The following is an 18,376-nucleotide window of genomic DNA, read 5'->3' as shown; positions in this document are numbered from 1 at the left end:
GAACGCGGCGAAGATTCCCCCGACAAGGAATGCAGGGGTACTATTGAGAAACAATCCCAAATGCATCGGAGCGCATATGCCCACTCCGTCGCCAGCCCACTTGCTGGCCCTGCTTGAAGGCCAGGGACTGGGCGTGGAATACCAGCCGATCGTCGAGGTCGCCAGCGGCAACGCCATCGGTCACGAGGCCCTGGCCCGATTCCGCAGCGCCGCCGGCTGCAACCTGCAGCCCGAGCAGGTCTTTTGCACCTTGCACGACAGTCCGCTGAGCCTGTTCCAGTTGGAGCTGAAGATCAAGAAGTTGCAGATCCTCCAGGCGCCGGAGAGCGGCCTGCTGTTCCTCAACATCGACCAGGACGCCTTCGCCACCTTCCTCGATGAAGTCCGCCATCCCCTGGTGGAACTGCTCGCCGGACATCCCCGCACGGTGGTGGAGATCACCGAAAACAGCTCGATTTCCGATGCCCAGGTGAGCATCGCCATGCTCGGCCGCTTCGGCAGCGCCGGCATCCCTATGGCCCTGGACGATATCGGTGCCCATGACAGCCTGGTATCCCTGGATGTACTGGCTCGGGTCGATTACCTGAAGCTGGCCCGGGACTGGTTGAATCGCCTGTCCGGCCCGCATGACCGGCCCCTGCTGCACAGCCTCCTCGACTTCGCCCGGCAGAGCGGCAAAGCGGTGGTCCTGGAGGGCGTGGAAACCGCCGAGCATCTGCGACTGGCCCGCCGGCTAGGCATCGGCCTGGTCCAGGGCTATCTGTTCCGCCCCCGCTTCGTGCAAGTTTGGGCGCCGCCGGCCCATCGCCAGGAACAGGCCGAGGCGCTGGCCTGACGCCACCCGACACGGCGGCTAGAATGTCGCTCTCATTCCGCCAGCCGTCCTATCCGATGACCGACCACCCCTACGCCCAGCTCGACTGGGACGAGCAAGGCCAACCGCTGTCGCGCGGTTTCGGCGACGTGTATTTCTCCCGTGCCTCGGGGCTGGAGGAGACCCGCTACGTGTTCCTCGGCCACAATGGACTGCCGCTGCGTTTCGCCGCCCTGCCGGCCGGCGGGCGGTTGAACATCGGCGAAACCGGCTTCGGCACCGGGTTGAACTTCCTCTGCGCCTGGCAACTGTTCGAGCGCACGGCTCCGGCCGACGCCCGGTTGCACTTCGTCAGCGTCGAGAAGTACCCCCTGACCCGCGCCGACCTGCAGCGGGCGCTGGCCCTCTGGCCGGAGCTGGCGTCCTACGCCGAGGCCCTGCTGGAGCAGTACGTCGCCATGCACCCGGGCTTCCAGCGCCTGGTTTTCGCCGGCGGCCGGGTAGTGCTGACCCTGCTGATCGGCGACGTGCTGGAGCGTCTGCCGGAACTGGACGCGCGCATCGACGCCTGGTTCCTCGACGGCTTCGCGCCGGCGAAGAACCCGCAGATGTGGACACCCGAACTGTTCGCCGAACTGGCCCGGCTGTCCGCTCCCGGCGCCAGCCTAGCCACCTTCACCAGCGCCGGCCTGGTGCGCCGCGGGCTGCTCGGAGCGGGCTTCGCCATGCAGCGGGTCAAGGGGTTCGGCCATAAGCGCGAGATGCTTGCCGGACGTTTCGAAGGAGCCGTGCCGGATGCCGGCAAACCCTGGTTCGCCCGCCCGCCGCGTCCCGCAGGCGCCCGCGAGGCGCTGGTGATCGGCGCCGGCCTGGCCGGCTGCGCCGCGGCGGCGAGCCTCGCCTGGCGCGGCTGGCGGGTAACCCTGCTGGAGCGCCGCGACGGGGTCGCCGAGGAAACCTCGGGCAATCCGCAGGGCGTGCTCTACCTCAAGCTGTCGGCCCACGGCACAGCGCTCTCGCGGCTGATCGTCGCCGGCTTCGGCTTCACCCGCCGGCTACTGCAGCGCCTCGAAGCGGGCCATGACTGGTCTCCCTGCGGCGTGCTGCAACTGGCCTTCGACGCCAGGGAAGCGGCGCGCCAGGCCGAACTGGCGGCGGCCTTCCCCGGCGACCTACTGCACAACCTGAACCGCGCGCAAGCCGAGGCCCTGGCCGGGATCACCCTGGACAGCGGCGGGCTGTTCTACCCCGAAGCCGGCTGGGTGCACCCGCCGGCGCTCTGCGCACAGCTCGCCGACCATCCGAATATCCGCCTGCTGAGCCACCGGGAAGTCCTGGAACTGCGCCGCGAGAATGGCCAGTGGTGCGCCCGTAGCGGCGATCAATCGCTTGCCCGAGCGCCGATCGCGGTGCTCTGCGGCGCGGCGGACATCGCCCGCTTCCCCGAGACCGCCGGACTGCCGCTCAAGCGCATCCGCGGGCAGATCAGCCGCCTGCCAGCGACCGCCGCCAGCAGCCATCTGAAGACCGTGCTCTGCGCCGAGGGCTACGTCGCCCCACTACGCGACGGCGAACACACCCTGGGCGCCAGCTTCCGTTTCGAGGCGAGCGAATTGGCGCTGACCGCCGAGGAACATGCGGAGAACCTGCAACTGTTGCGGGAGATCTCCACCGATCTGGCCAAGCGGCTGCAAATCGAGCGTCTCGATCCGGCGGCTCTCGACGGACGCGCGGGCTTTCGCTGCACCAGCTCGGACTACCTGCCGATCGTCGGCCCCCTGGCCGACGCCGCGGCCTTCGCCGAAGCCTACGCCGTGCTCGGCAAGGACGCCCGGCAGGTGCCGCAGCGTCCCTGTCCCTGGCAGGAAGGCCTGTACGTCAGCAGCGGCCACGGCTCGCGCGGTCTGCTCAGCGCACCGCTGGCCGGGGAACTGCTGGCCGCCTGGCTGGACGACGAGCCGCTGCCGGTGCCAAAGGCGGTGGCGGAGGCCTGCCATCCCAACCGGTTCGGGTTGCGGAGGTTGATCCGGGGGAAGTAAGGAAACTGCTGCGCACCGGTGGGAACAGCCTTGGTCGCGATGTAGAGCCGGGTACGGGCCTCGTTTTCGAAAAGCCCCCTCCTCCTATTCTCCCCCACACAACTCCGCTGCCCGCAGTAACGCCGCGGTCAAGGCATGTCGCTCCCACTCCGGCAGTGCGGCGAAGCGCAGACGGAACTCCGGCGGCAGCAGCGGCGGCGCCTCCGCGAGCAGGGCGCGGCCGGCCTCGGCGAGCACCAGCCACTGCCGGCGGCGGTCCCGTTGGTCACGCTGGCGCTGCAGCAGGCCGCGCTCCTCCAGCCGGTCGAGCAGCACGGATAAAGTCGCCGCGGTGAGGCTCACCCGCCGGCTCAGCGTGCTCGCCGTCAGCCGCGCCTCGTCGGCCAGCGCCCGCAGAATCAGCAGTTGCATCGGGGTCAGCCCACCGTAGCGCACCACCCGCTTGGCATGCATCTCCCCGGCCTGCTGCAGACGCCGCATAGCCTGGAACAACGGTACTTCGAAGATCGAAATATCACTTTGATATAAAACTTTTTCTGCAGTCATTGCGTCGTAAACATAGGCAACCAATTTTTGACATCAAAGCATTTTTTTGTTTTGGTGTAAAAGTCTGCGACTAGCCGCGGATTTTTCAATCCATCGGCAACGAGCGCGCCCCGAAGGGCGCGGACAGACTCCCCAACGGCAAAACCGGTAAGGACCCATGTGCGGCATATCTGGAGAACTGCGTTTCGACAAGCGTCCGGCCGACCTCGCGGCGGTCGAGCGTATCACCCATCAGCTAACCTCTCGCGGGCCCGACGCCTGGGGCGTGCACGCCCAGGGGCCGATCGCCCTGGGCCATCGCCGGCTGAAAATCATGGACCTGGCCGAGGCCTCCGGCCAACCGATGATCGACAGCGACCTCGGCCTTGACCTGGTGTTCAACGGCGCCATCTACAACTACCCGGAACTGCGCGACGAGCTGCAAAGCCTCGGCTACCGGTTCTTCTCCGACGGCGACACCGAAGTGCTGCTTAAGGGCTATCACGCCTGGGGTGAGGCGCTGCTGCCCAGGCTTAACGGCATGTTCGCCTTCGCCATCTGGGAGCGCGACCGCCAGCGGCTGTTCCTCGCCCGCGACCGGCTCGGCGTCAAACCGCTGTACCTGACGCACAACGGCCACCGCCTGCGTTTCGCCTCGAGCCTGCCGGCCCTGCTGGCCGGCGGCGACATTGGAGCGGCCCTCGATCCGGTGGCGCTCGACCATTACCTGAAGTTCCACGCCGTGGTGCCGGCGCCACGCACCCTGCTCGCCGAAGTGGAGAAGCTGCCGCCGGCGACCTGGCTACGCATTGGTGCCGACGGCGAGCGCGAACAGCGCACCTGGTGGCGACTGGACTATGGCCCGCGGGACGACGAGCGCGGCTTCGGGCTGACGGAATGGCGCGACACCCTGCTCGAGAGCCTGCGCGCGGCAGTGGCGATCCGCCAGCGGGCGGCGCTGGACGTCGGCGTGCTGCTCTCCGGCGGAGTCGACTCCAGCCTGCTGGTCGGGTTGCTGCGCGAGGCCGGCGTGGAGAATCTGCCGACCTTCTCCATCGGCTTTCAGGATGCTGGCGGCGAGCGCGGTGACGAGTTCCGGTATTCCGACCTGATCGCCCGCCACTACGCCACCTGTCACCACCAGTTGCGCATCGACGAGCGGGAGATCATCGAGCAGCTACCGGCAGCCTTCCGCGCCATGAGCGAGCCGATGGTCAGTCACGACTGCATCGCCTTCTACCTGCTCGCGCGCGAGGTCGCCCGCCACTGTAAGGTGGTGCAAAGCGGCCAGGGCGCCGACGAGCTGTTCGCCGGCTATCACTGGTATCCGGCGCTGGAAGGCGCCAGCGATCCCTACGCCGCCTACCGCGCCGCCTTCTTCGACCGCACGCATGCCGAATACCTGGCCACCGTACAGCCGAAGTGGCATGGTGAGGATCATGCCGGAGCCTTCGTGCGCGAACATTTCGCCCGGCCCGGCGCGGTGGACCCGGTGGACAAGGCGCTGCGCCTGGACAGCACCGTGATGCTGGTCGAGGACCCGGTCAAGCGAGTCGACAACATGACCATGGCGTGGGGCCTGGAGGCGCGCACACCGTTTTTAGACTACCGCTTGGTCGAGCTGTCGGCGCGCATCCCGCCGCGCTTCAAGCTGCCGGACGGAGGCAAGCACGTGCTTAAGGAGGCCGCCCGCCAGGTCATCCCAGCGGCGGTCATCGACCGGCCCAAGGGCTACTTTCCGGTGCCCGGTCTCAAGCACCTGCAGGGCGCGACCCTCGACTGGGTGCGCGAACTCCTGCTCGATCCCAGCCAGGACCGCGGCCTGTTCGATCCGGGCGAAGTCGACCGGCTGCTGAGCGATCCGCAGGGACAACTGACGCCGCTGCGCGGTTCCAAGCTCTGGCAACTGGCGGCTCTCAACCTCTGGCTCAACGAACAGGGACTCTAGCTATGAAGACCTCTGCCTACGGCCAACGCCTGCTGCGCGGCCAGCCCCCTTCCTACGAGCGCCTGCGGGCACTGCTGGCCGAGGAAGGCCAGAACGAACGGCAATTGCCGGTGGCCGTGCACTGCGGTTGGGGCCGCCTGCTGGTCGGGCATACCTACCGCGATCCGGCCAGCCTGGCCGACGACCTGCTCGGGGAGCGGCCCGGCGAGCGCGACATCGCGCTCTACGTGGCCGCGCCGCACCAGGTGCTGGCCCAGGCGCCGCAGCAGTTGTTCCTCGACCCCTCGGACACCTTGCGTCTGTGGTTTTCCGACTATCGCCCGGCGCGGCGCACCTTCCGCGGCTTCACCATTCGCCGTGTACAGAGCCAGGCGGACTGGGATGGACTCAACCGCCTCTACCAGACCCGCGGCATGCTGCAGGTGGAGCCCGCACGGCTGACCCCGCGCGAGGACGGCGGACCGGTCTACTGGCTGGCCGAGGACAGCGACAGCAAGGCGCTGATCGGTGGCGCCATGGGCCTCAACCACGTCGAAGCCTACGGCGATCCCGAGCACGGCAGCAGCCTTTGGTGCCTGGCCGTGGACCCGGCCTGCACGCGTCCGGGGGTCGGCGAAGCCCTGGTGCGCCATCTGATCGAGCATTTCATGTCCCGCGGATTGGCCTATCTCGACCTGTCGGTGCTGCACGACAACCGCCAGGCGAAGAATCTCTACGCCAAACTCGGTTTCCGCCCATTGCCGACCTTCGCGGTCAAGCGCAAGAACAGCATCAACCAACCATTGTTCCTCGGCCCCGGCCCGGCCGCCGAACTCAACCCCTATGCGCGGATCATCGTCGACGAGGCCAACCGCCGCGGCATCGAGGCGCAGGTGGACGACGCCGAAGCCGGCCTGTTCACCCTGATCCACGGCGGGCGGCGGATCCGCTGCCGCGAGTCGCTGTCCGACCTGACCAGCGCGGTGAGCATGACCCTCTGCCAGGACAAGCAACTGACCCACCGCTGGCTGAGCCGTGCCGGGCTGCGCATGCCGGCCCAGCGCCTGGCCGGCAGCCGCGAGGAAAACGCGGCCTTTCTTGCCGAACACCGGCGCCTAGTGGTCAAGCCGGTGAACGGCGAGCAGGGCCAGGGCGTAGCCGTCGACCTGGGCACGCTCGAGGAGCTGGAGCATGCCATAGAGACGGCTCGCCGCTTCGACAGCCGAGTGCTGCTGGAAAGTTTCCATAGCGGGCAGGACCTGCGCATCCTGGTGATCGGCTTCGAGGTGGTCGCCGCCGCGCTGCGCCATCCCGCCGAAGTGATCGGCGACGGCCGCACCAGCATCCGCGCGCTGATCGAGGCCCAGAGTCGGCGCCGCCAGGCCGCCAGCGGCGGCGAAAGCCGCATTCCGCTGGATGCCGAGACCGAGCGCGCCCTGCGCCAGGCTGGCCACGACTACGACAGCGTGCTGCCCGAGGGCCAACGCCTGGCGGTACGGCGCACCGCCAACCTGCACACCGGCGGCTGCCTGGAGGACGTGACCGCCCGGCTGCACCCGGCGCTGATGGAGGCCGCCGTGCTCGCCGCCCGCGCCCTGGATATTCCGGTGGTCGGCCTCGATCTGCTGGTGGAGGCGGTCGACCGCCCGGACTACGTGATCATCGAGGCCAACGAGCGGGCCGGCCTGGCCAACCACGAGCCGCAGCCCACCGCCGAGCGCTTCGTCGATCTGCTGTTCCCGCTCAGCAAATCGTCCTCCTGACACCTCGCCCGCGCCCGGCGCCGCACGCCGCCAGTCCCTGCCGGACTCCGGCGGCGTGGGGCAGGACGGATCTATCGGCGATTCGTGCCCTCCGACACCGGGCGGTATCCGGGCGACTTGCATGCAACAGACATCCGCCATGCGCGAACATGCCCTTGGAGTCTCCATGTCCAGCCCACTTCCAGAACCCGATCTCGACTACCTGCAGCGCGTGCTGCTGGAAATGCTCGCCATCCCCAGCCCGACCGGCTTCACCGACACCATCGTGCGCTACGTCGCCGAACAACTGGAGGAACTCGGCATTCCCTTCGAACTGACCCGCCGCGGCACCATCCGCGCAACCCTCAAGGGACGCCGCTACAGTCCGGACCGGGCGCTCGCGGTGCATCTCGACACCATCGGCGCCATCGTCCGCGAGATCCACGCCAACGGCCGCATCGGTCTGGCGCCGGTGGGTTGCTGGTCGAGCCGCTTCGCCGAGGGCAGCCGGGTCAGCTTGTTCAGCGACCGCGGCGTACTGCGCGGCAGCGTGCTGCCGCTACTGGCTTCCGGACATACCTTCAACACCCAAGTCGACCAGATGCCGATCAGTTGGGATCATATCGAGTTGCGCCTCGACGCCATGACCGCCAACCTCGCCGAGACCCAGGCCCTGGGGGTGGCGGTAGGCGATTTCGTCGCCTTCGATCCGCTGCCGGAGTTCACCGAGAGCGGCCACATCAGCGCCCGCCACCTGGACGACAAGGCCGGTGCCGCCGCCCTGCTCGCCGCGCTGAAGAGCGTGCTCGACAGTGGCCAGGAGCCGCCGATCGACTGCCATCCGCTGTTCACCATCACAGAGGAAACCGGCTCCGGCGCGGCGGCGGCACTGCCTTGGGACGTCAGCGAATTCGTCGGCATCGACATCGCGCCGGTCGCTCCCGGCCAGCAGTCCTGCGAACGGGCGGCGACCGTCGCCATGCAGGACTCCGGCGGCCCCTACGACTACCATCTGACACGCCACCTGCTGCGCCTGGCGGAACATCACGCGATCCCCGTACGCCGCGACCTGTTCCGCTACTACCACAGCGACGCCCAGTCGGCGGTAACCGCTGGCCATGACATCCGCACCGCTCTACTGGCCTTCGGCTGCGACGCCACCCATGGCTACGAGCGTACCCATATCGACGGGCTGGCCGCGCTGAGCCGCCTGATCGGTGCCTATCTGCTCAGCCCGCCGGTGTTCGCCAGCGATGCCAAACCGCAGAGCGGCTCTTTGAAACGCTTCAGTCGCCAGTTGGAACATGCGGCCCAGATGGAAAGCGAAACGCGGGTTCCCGCCGTGGACAGCCTGCTCAAGCACGAACCGGACGCTTGAAGCGCTCGCCGTATCCAGGCAAAGTCTCATCTTGAGACGCAATTCCCAACCGGGAAACTCGTATAGCCAGGCTCGTCATCGAGGTTTTCTGTGTCGCGGGGCTCCTGTCCGTCACAGGAATAAGCAGCACCCACGCCCGGCGAGCTTTTTGCGTCCACATCTCCCCGAGGATCGTATGAGAAGAGCGGTTTGGTCATTCCCAGGGAGCAACGGACAACGCGGCCCCGTGCCCGATGCCCCTTCCCGGCCCATGCTTTGGGCCAAATCGAGAAGGGAACAGGTGGAGCCGCATTGTCGTCTTTGTCCAAAAAATGACCCGGTCCGCCGGCAGGCGGCAAAGCGACCGGTACGATAACGAGATGACAAGGCCAGAGGACGTGTCATCGATCGTTTCCCCCATTGCGACGGGACCGGCCGGGTTGCGCCGGGAATGAGGGCCGGCCGGGGTAAGCCATGCGGCGCCTTGGCAAAATAATAGCCGTTGCCTGCAAGCCGCGCCTTGCCGAATGGCCGAATGAGGTCCGGCCTGGTCCCATTTCCGGCGCAACGCAAGCGGGGAAACGATCGATGACACGCCCGGGCGGAGGAATGGGTGGAATGGGTACGGTGCGCATTGTCTGGACGCTGTTGCTGCTACTGTCGTGTAGCGCGTCGGCCCTGGCCGTCCAGCCAGCCGTACTGGCCGACCGGGAAGTCCGTCTGTCCCTCGGACCGTACACCCTCTACTTCGAAGACCGTGACGCCGACCTCGACGCCGCCCAGGTGCTGGCGATGCCCGAGTCGGCCTTCCGGCCGGTCGAGGGCGACCGGGCCAACTTCGCCCAGAGCCGCTCAGCCTGGTGGTTGCGGATTGACCTGCAGAACGCCCGCGACCAGTCCCTGGGCGGCTTTCTCGAGGTTAACTGTCCGCTGCTCGACGATGTCCGGCTGACCATGCTGACCCCGGACGGCCGGCAACTGCAGCAGGAGAGCGGCGATACCCGACCTCCCGACATGCGCCCGGTACCGATCCGCAACCTCTGGTTTCCCTTGGAACTGCCGCCGGGCACCAGCACCCTTCTGGTGCGGGTGAAAAGCAGTAGCGCCATCACCATACCGCTGTACTTCGGCACCAGCGGAGCCACCTTGGCCGCCCACGAGCGCCAGGAAGGCCTGAACGGCGTCTTCTACGGCGTGCTGCTGGCCCTGTTCTGCTGCCAGTTGTTCCTCTTCCTGTTCCTGCGCGAACCCAGCCAAGGCTGGTATCTGCTCTACACTCTCAACTCCATCCTGCTCGCCCTCAGCTTCGATGGCTATCTGTTCCAGTGGCCGCCCGGCCTGCAGTACATCACCGTACTGCTGCTGATCTTCAGCTTCTGGCTGACCGCGACCCAGTTCACCCGGCACTTCCTGAACATCCCGCAGTACTTTCCCCTGCTCGACCGCATCCTGCGCCTGTGGATGCTGGGCCTCGGCGCCGTGCTGCTCGCCGCCCCGCCGATCAGCCTGTCGACCTGTACCACCCTCGCCCACTTGGCTACCCTAATCGGCGCCCTGCTGTTGCCCAGTTGCGGCGCCCATGCGTGGCGCAAGAACCTGCGCTCCGGCGCCTACCACCTCACCGCCTGGGCGCTGCTGTTGGTTTCGCTGGGAGGCCAGGCCTTCGCCAAGCTGGGCCTGGACCCGCTCGGCGAGCATGCGACGATGCTGGCCAAGATAGGCATTGCCAGCAACCTGCTGATCCTCGCCGTCGGTCTGGCCGACCGCTTCCAGCAGTTGAGCCGGGAAGGGCTGTACTCGCATCGGGCCGCCGAGGAGGCGCTACTGCAGAACCAGGCCAAGAGCCGCTTCCTGGCCAAGATGAGCCACGAGATCCGCACCCCGCTCAACGGCGTGCTGGGCATGCTGCAATTGCTCAAGGAAACCCGCCTGGACCACAGCCAGCGCTTCTACGTCGATACCATCGCCAGTTCTGGAAGCACCCTGATGGCAGTGATCAACGACATCCTCGACTACGCGCGCATCGAATCCGGCAAGCTCAGCCTGGAACACATCGAGTTCGATCTCGAGGAGATGCTCTCCGACACTCTCAACCTGTTCACCGCCCAGGCCATGGAAAAACGCCTGCGCCTGCACATGAGCCTCGACGAGGGCGTGCCGCGCCATATCCAGGGCGACCCGACCCGCCTCAAGCAGGTGCTGACCAACCTGTTGAGCAACGCCCTGAAATTCACCTCCGAGGGGCAGGTACGCCTTGACGTCAGCCGCCGGCGCAAGAGCGATGGCTCCGAGCACCTGTATTTCGGCGTCAGCGACAGCGGCATCGGCATCCGCCAGGAAGCCCAGACGCGGCTCTTCGAATCCTTCAGCCAGGGCGACTCCAGTACCACCCGCCGCTACGGCGGCAGCGGCCTGGGCCTGGCGATCAGCAAGGAACTGGTGGAAATGATGGGCGGCCACATCGAGGTGCAAAGCACTCCGGGCCTGGGCAGCCGCTTCACGTTCAATCTCCCTCTGCAGCGCGGCGGCGAGATGCACGACGTGCTGTTCCAGTTGCTGGCCGGACGCACCGCGCTGCTCGCCTCGCTGGACGGTTTCGCGCTGGACGCCATCGGCCGCCTGCTCGGCCGCTGGGGTATGAATACCGAGCGCTGCCGGATTCCGGAGAAACTGCCCGAACAACTGGCCAGCTTCGACGAGCCGCCGCTGTTGCTGCTGATCGCGCCATGGCCGGGCAGCGTCGAGCACTGGCTGGATGCCCTCTATCCGCACCTGGCGCCCGGCCAGCGGCTGCTGCTGATCTGCCCGCCGGAGCAGTGCCGGCAGTTGCCGGCCAGCCGCAGCAGCCTGCACATACTCGGCCTGCCCCAGCCGGTCGGCGTCGCGGCGCTGCGCAAGAAGCTGGTGGAGCTGCACATAGAGCCCGGCCATACGCTGGTGCCGATCGAAGACCACGCGGGCGAGAGCCACATACCCTGCATTCTCATCGCCGAGGACAATCCGGTGAACCAGTTGGTGGTCCAGGAACTGCTAAAAAAGCGCGGCTACAACGTGCGCCTGGCGGGCAACGGCGCCGAGGCGGTAGCCGAATACCACCGCGCGCCCAGTTCTATCCAGATGATCCTGATGGATTGCGAAATGCCGGAAATGGACGGCTTCGAGGCCACCCTGCAGATCCGCCTGCTGGAGCGCCTGCGCAAGTGGCCAGCGGTGCCGATCATCGCCCTCACCGCGCATACGCTAGACGAGCACCGGGAGTACGGGCTCGAAGTAGGCATGAACGATTTTCTCGGCAAGCCGGTGGACAAGCAGTTGCTGCATGCCACCGTGGAACGCTATTTGTCGATCCGGACGCTGGTCGACAATTGAGGCGGGCGCCCCGCCCGTGCCCGGAGAATACCTATGCTCATTCCCCACCACTTGCTGGAGGCCGAAACCCTCACCCGGCTGATCGAGGACTTCGTGACCCGCGAAGGCACCGACAACGGCGACGAAACCCCGCTGGAGAGCCGCGTGCTGCGCGTCCGGCAAGCGCTGGAGCGCGGCGAGGCACTGATCCTCTTCGAGCCGGACAGCCAGCAGTGCCAGTTGGTGGCGAAGCGGGACGTGCCGAAGGAATGGCTGGATTGAGCGACCGCTCAGCGCCGTCGCCATAGCAGCCAGAGGTAGACCGGCGCATTGGCCAGCAGCACCAGGACACCCAGCCAGAGCTGAATGCCGGGCGTCAAACCGGCCGGGTAGATCAGCGGCAGCAGATAGTTCTCGATGAAACCGCCGCCATAGCCGGACTCCCCGGCCGCCCGCAACAGGGCGTTCTCCCAATCGGTCAACGGGCAAGGCAGGCCGAAGAACTCGGTCGCCGCGCCCCAGGCCAGCGCCGGCAGGTGCAGTACGGCCAAGGCGCGCCGGCGCAGCGACAGCAGGCCGCCGAACAGCACGAAGAAGATGAACAGCAGGTGCATCACCAGCAGCGCGCCTGCGGCCAACCGGTACGACATGCGGGCTTCCCGCTCAGGCCGGCGGCGCGCTCGGGCACATCACCAGCACTTTGTCGATGCGCGTACGGTCCATGTCGACCACTTCGAAGCGCCAGCCGTCGAGCTCGAAGTGATCGGAAACGCTCGGCACGCGCTGCAGGCAATGCATGACCAGACCGGCGAGCGTGCGATAGGCGTTATCCGCCTCGCCCGGAAACGCCGCGTCGATGTCCAGCGCGGTTTTCAACTGCTCGATACCCATGCCACCGTCGACTAGCCAGGAACCGTCCTCGCGGCGCACGATCACCGGTTCGCCGTCGTGCAGTGCATCGGGAATCTCGCCGACGATCGCGGTGAGCACGTCCCTGAGGGTGACGATACCTTGCAGGTCGTCGAATGCGTCGACGACCACCGCGAACTCGTTGCGCGTTCTGCGGAAATCCTCCAGCAGGCCGGTACTGCTCGCACTTTCCTCCACATAGAACGGCGGCTGAACGCTCCGCTGCAGATCGATCGGCTGCCCCTGCAGGGCCGGCTTGAGCAGATCGCCGCGATGCAGTACACCGACCAGCCGATGCAGGCCGCCCCGGCATACCAGGACACGGGTATAGGGGCTCTCGGCGAGCCGCCTGAGCTGCTCCTCCCGGGGATCGTCCAGATCGATGGCGTAGACCTGCTGGCGGGGCGACATGATCGCGCCGACCGGCTGCTCGTCCAGGTGCAGGACATTGGCCACGAACGCTTGCTCGCTCTCGTGGAAAACCCCGGCCTCGGCCCCCTGCTCCATCAGCACCTGGATCTCCTCGTCGGTGATCGGCGGTTCGTCGCGACGTCCGATGCCGATCAGGCGCAGCAACAGATTGCAGGAATACGACAGCAGCCATACCAGCGGCGCGGCAATCTGCGCCAGACGTTGCATTGCCGGTGCGAGCACGCTGGCGATGGTTTCCGGCGCGAGCAGGGCTAGGCGTTTGGGCAGCAGTTCGCCGACCACCACGGACAGATAGGTGATCGCCGCCACGGTGAGGATCAAGGCGATGGCTTCGGCATAAGGCGCCAGCGCCGGCAGTTCGGCGATCCGCTGCGTCAGCGGCCGGGCCAGCAGGGTTTCGCCGAGTGCGCCACTGAGAACGCCCACGGTAGTGATGCCGACCTGGATGGTGGATAGAAAGCGCGAAAGGTCCTCCTGCAGCGCCAGGGCGACCAGCGCCCCGTGCCGCTGCTCATCGGCCAGCCTTTGCAGGCGGGCCTTGCGCGAGGAAACCACGGCGATCTCCGCCATCGCGAACACGCCGTTGAGCGCGATCAGCAGCAGGAGCAGGCCCGCCTCCATCCCTCTCCCTCCCCCACGGCTTCGCCTGGATGGCCCGTTGTCACGACTACCTTAGCACTACAGATCCGTCCGGCCCTGTTCCGGAAATGAAAAAGCAGCCCGAAGGCTGCCTTTCCCATGTTACCGAAGAGGATCAGTGGGCGACTGCGCCGCTGGCTCCCAGGCCGGTTTGCGAACGAACGAATTGCGGCAGGAAGCGTTCGCGCTCCGCTGCGGCAGACTTCGACTTGTCGGTGATCGAGAAGAACCAGACACCTACGAAAGCCACGATCATGGAGAACAGTGCCGGGTAGGAGTAGGGGAAGATCGCCGCTTTGTTGTGCAGCACGTCGACCCACACGGTCGGGCTGAGGATGGTCAGCAGCAGCGCGGTTCCCAAGCCCAGAGCGCCACCGATCAGCGCGCCACGGGTGGTCAGGTCCTTCCAGTACATGGAGAGGAACAGGACCGGGAAGTTGCAGCTCGCGGCGACGGAGAAGGCCAGGCCCACCATGAAGGCGATGTTCTGCTTCTCGAAGATGATGCCGAGCAGGATCGCCACCACACCGAGGGAGAGGGTGGTGATCTTGGTCACGCGCATCTCTTCCTCTTCCTTGGCCTTGCCCTGTTTGATCACGCAGGCGTATAGGTCGTGGGACACGGCTGATGCGCCAGCGAGGGTCAGGCCGGCGACCACCGCCAGGATGGTCGCGAAGGCCACGGCGGAGATGAAGCCGAGGAACAGGTTGCCGCCGACGGCGTTGGCCAGGTGGATGGCCACCATGTTGGTGCCGCCGATGATGGCGCCGCCGGCATCTTTGAAGGACGCATCGGTACCGACCAGCAGGATGGCCCCGAAGCCGATGATGAAGGTCAGAATGTAGAAGTAACCGATGAAGCCGGTGGCGTAGAACACGCTCTTGCGGGCTTCCTTGGCATCACTCACGGTGAAGAAGCGCATCAAGATGTGCGGCAGACCGGCGGTGCCGAACATCAGGGCCAGGCCCAGGGAGATTGCGGAGATCGGGTCGGAAACCAGACCGCCGGGGCTCATGATGGCATCGCCTTTGGCATGGATCTTCACGGCCTCGGTGAACAGGGTGCTGAAGTCGAAGCCGACGTGCTTCATCACCATGATGGCCATGAAGGAAGCGCCGGAGAGCAGCAGGCACGCCTTGATAATCTGCACCCAGGTGGTGGCCAGCATGCCGCCGAACAGCACGTAGCAGACCATCAGCATGCCCACCAGAACCACGGCGACCAGGTAGTCAAGGCCGAACAGCAACTGGATCAGCTTGCCGGCACCGACCATCTGGGCGATCAGGTAGAAGGCCACCACGATCAGCGAGCCGAAGGCAGACAGGATGCGGATCGGCGTCTGCCCGAGGCGATACGAGGCCACATCGGAGAAGGTGAACTTCCCGAGGTTGCGCAGGCGTTCGGCCATCAGGAAGAGGATCACCGGCCAGCCGACCAGGAAGCCGATCGAGTAGATCAGGCCATCGTAGCCGGAGGTGAACACCAGGGCGGAAATCCCCAGGAAGGACGCGGCGGACATGTAGTCGCCGGCAATCGCCAGGCCGTTCTGGAAGCCGGTGATGCTACCACCGGCGGTGTAATAGTCGGCGGTGGAGGTGTTGCGCTTGGCGGCCCACTTGGTGATGCCCATGGTGCCGATGATGAACACCACGAACATGATGATCGCGGTCCAGTTGGTCGCCTGCTTCTGCACTTCGCCGGTCAGGGCTTCGCCCGCCAGCAGCATCGGGGAAGCTGCCAGCAGGGCGGCAGCGGTCAGAAAACGCTTCATCATTTCTGCACCTCGTCGAGCAGTTCCTGATTCAGGCGATCGAATTCGCCGTTGGCGCGCCAGGTGTAGATACCGGTGAGTCCGAAGGCGAGAAGGATCAGGCCGACACCGACGGGCATGCCCAGGGTAATCACCGAGTCGGAACCGAGCTTGGTACCCAAGACTTGCGGCACGAAAGCGATGATCAGGATGTAGGCGAAGTACAGGCCCAGGATGATGGCGGAAAGCAGCCAGGCGAACCGCTCGCGCCTTGCCACCAGCTCTCGGAAACGTGGATTTTGTTCGATCCGCTTGTAGATACCGTCGTCGTTCATTTGTCTTATTATCCTCACACGGGATTGCGGGGTAGGCACACTCTAGATCGCCCGTGAACGCACAACAAACGACCTTAGTCTTAGCCAGTCGCCACCCAACCCGAAAACCGGCCCGGAAAGACTTCCCGGCGCCCGCTTCCGAAGTCGTACGGGCCATTCGACGGAGGCCACCGGCCGGGGGACGCGCCAGAAATTGACGACACCTATCGACACCATGCAAAGCGATCATCTTTGCACTATCCATCCGGTCGTTATCTCGAACCCATCGAGGAAAGCCCCCTGCGAGGTGTGGCATGCTCAAGACCCTGACCTTCACGCTGATGCACTTCTGCATTGCCTTCGGCATCGCCTACGCGCTGACCGGCAGCGTCGCGACGGGTGGACTGGTGGCGGTGATCGAGCCCCTGTGCAACGCGCAGGTCTTCTACGTGCATAAAAGGATCTGGCAGCGCCTGGACAGGAACAGCGACAAGACGGCCGAAGCCTCGCAGCACAGTTGGCGGCACCGCCACGCCTGAGACCGTGCGACGCGCGGGCGGAAGCGGTTAAGATGGCGGCTCGGCCGCCAGATGATCTCGAACCATGCCCGCCACCCCGCGCTTTCCGCTACTGCCCTATCTGTTCGCTACCCTTTTCGCCCTGCTGGCCCTGAGCGGCTTCTGGTACAGCATCGGCCAACCGGTCGTGCTGACCGACGTAGTCGGTCCCACGCACAAATTGCAATGCGTGTCCTACAGTCCGTTCGACAAGGACCAGTCGCCCTTCGACAAGCCGTTCGTGCTGCGCGAGGCGCGCATGGACGCGGATCTGGCGCTGCTCGCCGAACGCTTCCAGTGCGTGCGCACCTACTCCATGACTGGCATGGAGGCACTTCCCGCCCTGGCCCGCAAGCACGGCCTGAAGCTGATGCTGGGCGCCTGGGTGAACCCCGATCCGCTGGAGACCGAGGCCGAAATCGCGCTGTTGATCAAGGCGGCCAGGGCCAACCCGGATATCGTCGAGGCGGCGATCGTCGGCAACGAGACCCTGCTGCGCAAGGAAGTCACCGCCACTTACCTGGCCGCGCAGATCGAACGGGTGAAACGCAGTATTCCGCAGCCGGTCACCTACGCCGACGTCTGGGAGTTTTGGCTGAAGCACCCGGAAGTCGCCCCGGCAGTGGACTTCTTGACTATCCACCTGCTGCCCTACTGGGAAAACGACCCGAGCGGAATCGACAAGGCGCTCGCCCAGGTCGCCCGCGTCCGCCAGGAATTCGGCCAGCGCTTCGCGCCCAAGGACATCCTGATCGGCGAGACCGGCTGGCCCAGCGAGGGTCGCCAGCGGGAAACCGCCCTGCCCAGCCGGGTCAATCAGGCTCTGTTCATCCGCGGCTTCGTCGCCATGGCCGAGCAGCACGGCTGGCGCTACAACCTGATCGAGGCGTTCGACCAGCCCTGGAAGCGCCAGAGCGAAGGTGCGATGGGCGGCTACTGGGGACTACTGGACGCCGACCGCGAAGACAAGCACATCCTTGCCGGACCGGTCTCCAACTTGCCACATTGGCCAGCCTGGTTAGGCGTCGGCGGGCTGATCATGGCCGTTGCGCTGCTCGTCGCCGGCCGTCCGACCTCCACCGCCGCGGCTCTGCTGCTGCCGTCGCTGGCCGCGCTCGGCGGCGCCTGCATCGGCTTGTGGGGCGAACTGGCGCGGGTCACCAGCCGCTATCCCGGTGAGTGGCTATGGGCCGCTCTGCTGATCGGCTTGAACCTGGTGGTGCTGCTCCACGGCGTACTGCTGCTGTCGGCCCGCGAGGGCTTCCGGGCCCGGCTATTCGCCTGGCTGGACGCGCGCGGCGGTTGGTGGCTGGCCGCCGCCGGTTTCGCCGGAGCGGTGATGATGCTCGCGCTGGTGTTCGATGCCCGCTACCGCAGCTTCCCGAGCGCCGCCCTGCTACTGCCCGCGCTGCTCTACGGCTGCCGCCCGGTGCCCGGCCCGCGCCGGGAGATCGCCCTGTTGCTAGCGCTGATCGGGGCCGGCATCCTCCCGCAGTTGTATCAGGAGACACTGCTCAACCGGCAGGCGCTCGGCTGGGCCCTGGTCAGTCTGCTGCTGGCGGTCGCCCTCGGCCGCAGCCTGCTGCTGCGCGGGAGCGCCGCGACGACCTCGGCCGCGCAGACCGCCTCAGCGGCGAACCAGGCGTAGTCCGGCGATGACTACGGCGAATACCGCCAGGCTGGCGGTATAGAGCACCAGGGCCGGAACCCCCAGACACAATCCGGCGAGCGCCAGCCGCCAGCCGGCGCGTCCGGGCAGCAGGAAACCGACTACCGCCACCGCCAGGGCGCCCCAGGCCAGCAGACGGAAATGAATCATCAGCCCCAGGCCGGAGCGCAATTGACATTCCCAGCGCTGGGCCTGCTCGACGCACAGACCGACCCACTGGCTGTCCTCCATCAGGGCGAAGCGCACCCCATAGCTGGCCGCTAACCAGAACGACAGGAACAGCAGCAGGAGCATCAAAGGCAGGCGCGAGGACATGGGGGATCTCCGAGGGCAAATGCCCGCCAGCATAACCAG

15 protein-coding genes are annotated in these 18,376 nt (G+C 66.4%); 9 read left to right on the top strand and 6 right to left on the bottom strand.

The window, feature by feature from the left end; genetic code table 11:
- The first annotated feature begins 76 nt into the window (after window positions 1–76).
- The gene (locus ACGI6K_RS06605; protein WP_376943873.1) at window positions 77–835 is read left to right on the top strand and encodes an EAL domain-containing protein; all 759 of its coding nucleotides are present in this window, start codon (window positions 77–79) and stop codon (window positions 833–835) included.
- Between the two features lie 56 nt (window positions 836–891).
- Entirely contained in the window at window positions 892–2,853 is a 1,962-nt protein-coding gene (mnmC, locus tag ACGI6K_RS06600; RefSeq protein WP_376943922.1) for a bifunctional tRNA (5-methylaminomethyl-2-thiouridine)(34)-methyltransferase MnmD/FAD-dependent 5-carboxymethylaminomethyl-2-thiouridine(34) oxidoreductase MnmC, read from the top strand.
- An 84-nt stretch (window positions 2,854–2,937) separates the two neighbouring features.
- On the opposite strand, the gene ACGI6K_RS06595 is transcribed toward mnmC, so the two are convergent.
- On the bottom strand, window positions 2,938–3,399 hold the full coding sequence (locus tag ACGI6K_RS06595; protein ID WP_376943875.1) for a MarR family winged helix-turn-helix transcriptional regulator: 462 nt from the start codon (window positions 3,397–3,399) through the stop codon (window positions 2,938–2,940).
- 157 nt (window positions 3,400–3,556) lie between these two features.
- On the opposite strand from ACGI6K_RS06595, the gene ACGI6K_RS06590 reads away from it, so the two are divergent.
- From ACGI6K_RS06590 to ACGI6K_RS06570, 5 genes are all read left to right on the top strand, one after another.
- A complete protein-coding gene (locus tag ACGI6K_RS06590) occupies window positions 3,557–5,326 on the top strand; it encodes an N-acetylglutaminylglutamine amidotransferase (RefSeq protein ID WP_376943877.1) in 1,770 nt (589 codons plus the stop codon).
- Window positions 5,327–5,328: 2 nt separating this feature from the next.
- On the top strand, window positions 5,329–7,068 hold the full coding sequence (gene ngg, locus ACGI6K_RS06585; RefSeq protein ID WP_376943879.1) for an N-acetylglutaminylglutamine synthetase: 1,740 nt from the start codon (window positions 5,329–5,331) through the stop codon (window positions 7,066–7,068).
- Window positions 7,069–7,234: 166 nt separating this feature from the next.
- Window positions 7,235–8,425 carry an osmoprotectant NAGGN system M42 family peptidase gene (locus ACGI6K_RS06580; RefSeq protein ID WP_376943881.1) on the top strand — a complete coding sequence of 397 codons (1,191 nt, stop codon included), beginning with the start codon at window positions 7,235–7,237 and terminating at the stop codon, window positions 8,423–8,425.
- A gap of 597 nt (window positions 8,426–9,022) precedes the next feature.
- Complete coding sequence (locus ACGI6K_RS06575) at window positions 9,023–11,773, top strand: hybrid sensor histidine kinase/response regulator (RefSeq protein ID WP_376943883.1); 2,751 nt, start codon at window positions 9,023–9,025, stop codon at window positions 11,771–11,773.
- Between the two features lie 33 nt (window positions 11,774–11,806).
- Window positions 11,807–12,034, top strand: coding sequence for a YheU family protein (locus tag ACGI6K_RS06570; RefSeq protein ID WP_061288872.1), 228 nt, complete (start codon window positions 11,807–11,809; stop codon window positions 12,032–12,034).
- A gap of 8 nt (window positions 12,035–12,042) precedes the next feature.
- Here ACGI6K_RS06570 and ACGI6K_RS06565 read toward each other — a convergent pair whose 3' ends face one another.
- The 4 genes from ACGI6K_RS06565 to ACGI6K_RS06550 form a co-directional block, all read right to left on the bottom strand.
- On the bottom strand, window positions 12,043–12,402 hold the full coding sequence (locus ACGI6K_RS06565; protein WP_376943886.1) for a DUF2784 domain-containing protein: 360 nt from the start codon (window positions 12,400–12,402) through the stop codon (window positions 12,043–12,045).
- A gap of 13 nt (window positions 12,403–12,415) precedes the next feature.
- The gene (locus ACGI6K_RS06560) at window positions 12,416–13,714 is read right to left on the bottom strand and encodes a hemolysin family protein (protein ID WP_376943888.1); all 1,299 of its coding nucleotides are present in this window, start codon (window positions 13,712–13,714) and stop codon (window positions 12,416–12,418) included.
- 133 nt (window positions 13,715–13,847) lie between these two features.
- Complete coding sequence (locus tag ACGI6K_RS06555; RefSeq protein WP_376943890.1) at window positions 13,848–15,506, bottom strand: cation acetate symporter; 1,659 nt, start codon at window positions 15,504–15,506, stop codon at window positions 13,848–13,850.
- Window positions 15,503–15,817, bottom strand: a complete 315-nt coding sequence (locus ACGI6K_RS06550) for a DUF485 domain-containing protein (RefSeq protein WP_376943892.1) — start codon at window positions 15,815–15,817, stop codon at window positions 15,503–15,505. The genes ACGI6K_RS06555 and ACGI6K_RS06550 overlap by 4 nt, the downstream gene beginning before the upstream one ends.
- 293 nt (window positions 15,818–16,110) lie before the next feature.
- Here ACGI6K_RS06550 and ACGI6K_RS06545 point away from each other — a divergent pair, with 293 nt between their 5' ends.
- On the top strand, window positions 16,111–16,335 hold the full coding sequence (locus ACGI6K_RS06545) for a DUF2061 domain-containing protein (protein ID WP_376943894.1): 225 nt from the start codon (window positions 16,111–16,113) through the stop codon (window positions 16,333–16,335).
- 64 nt (window positions 16,336–16,399) lie between these two features.
- Window positions 16,400–18,001 carry a beta (1-6) glucans synthase gene (locus ACGI6K_RS06540; protein ID WP_376943896.1) on the top strand — a complete coding sequence of 534 codons (1,602 nt, stop codon included), beginning with the start codon at window positions 16,400–16,402 and terminating at the stop codon, window positions 17,999–18,001.
- Here the strand turns inward: ACGI6K_RS06540 and ACGI6K_RS06535 are convergent.
- Entirely contained in the window at window positions 17,981–18,337 is a 357-nt protein-coding gene (locus ACGI6K_RS06535) for a hypothetical protein (RefSeq protein ID WP_376943898.1), read from the bottom strand. The two genes, ACGI6K_RS06540 and ACGI6K_RS06535, sit on opposite strands and share 21 nt — an antisense overlap.
- Window positions 18,338–18,376: the final 39 nt, after the last annotated feature.

Origin of the sequence: Azorhizophilus paspali, assembly GCF_043587585.2 — a bacterium.
Taxonomy (GTDB): Bacteria; Pseudomonadota; Gammaproteobacteria; order Pseudomonadales; family Pseudomonadaceae; genus Azotobacter; species Azotobacter paspali.
Note: the sequence above shows the minus strand (reverse complement) of the source record. Positions and strands in the feature narration are given on the sequence as shown.

Coding starts and splice junctions, on each gene's coding strand:
- ACGI6K_RS06605 (WP_376943873.1), top strand. CDS start 77: ATGCCCACTCCGTCGCCAGCCCACTTGCTGGCCCTGCTTGAAGGCCAG.
- mnmC (WP_376943922.1), top strand. CDS start 892: ATGACCGACCACCCCTACGCCCAGCTCGACTGGGACGAGCAAGGCCAA.
- ACGI6K_RS06595 (WP_376943875.1), bottom strand. CDS start 3,399: ATGACTGCAGAAAAAGTTTTATATCAAAGTGATATTTCGATCTTCGAA.
- ACGI6K_RS06590 (WP_376943877.1), top strand. CDS start 3,557: ATGTGCGGCATATCTGGAGAACTGCGTTTCGACAAGCGTCCGGCCGAC.
- ngg (WP_376943879.1), top strand. CDS start 5,329: ATGAAGACCTCTGCCTACGGCCAACGCCTGCTGCGCGGCCAGCCCCCT.
- ACGI6K_RS06580 (WP_376943881.1), top strand. CDS start 7,235: ATGTCCAGCCCACTTCCAGAACCCGATCTCGACTACCTGCAGCGCGTG.
- ACGI6K_RS06575 (WP_376943883.1), top strand. CDS start 9,023: ATGGGTACGGTGCGCATTGTCTGGACGCTGTTGCTGCTACTGTCGTGT.
- ACGI6K_RS06570 (WP_061288872.1), top strand. CDS start 11,807: ATGCTCATTCCCCACCACTTGCTGGAGGCCGAAACCCTCACCCGGCTG.
- ACGI6K_RS06565 (WP_376943886.1), bottom strand. CDS start 12,402: ATGTCGTACCGGTTGGCCGCAGGCGCGCTGCTGGTGATGCACCTGCTG.
- ACGI6K_RS06560 (WP_376943888.1), bottom strand. CDS start 13,714: ATGGAGGCGGGCCTGCTCCTGCTGCTGATCGCGCTCAACGGCGTGTTC.
- ACGI6K_RS06555 (WP_376943890.1), bottom strand. CDS start 15,506: ATGATGAAGCGTTTTCTGACCGCTGCCGCCCTGCTGGCAGCTTCCCCG.
- ACGI6K_RS06550 (WP_376943892.1), bottom strand. CDS start 15,817: ATGAACGACGACGGTATCTACAAGCGGATCGAACAAAATCCACGTTTC.
- ACGI6K_RS06545 (WP_376943894.1), top strand. CDS start 16,111: ATGCTCAAGACCCTGACCTTCACGCTGATGCACTTCTGCATTGCCTTC.
- ACGI6K_RS06540 (WP_376943896.1), top strand. CDS start 16,400: ATGCCCGCCACCCCGCGCTTTCCGCTACTGCCCTATCTGTTCGCTACC.
- ACGI6K_RS06535 (WP_376943898.1), bottom strand. CDS start 18,337: ATGTCCTCGCGCCTGCCTTTGATGCTCCTGCTGCTGTTCCTGTCGTTC.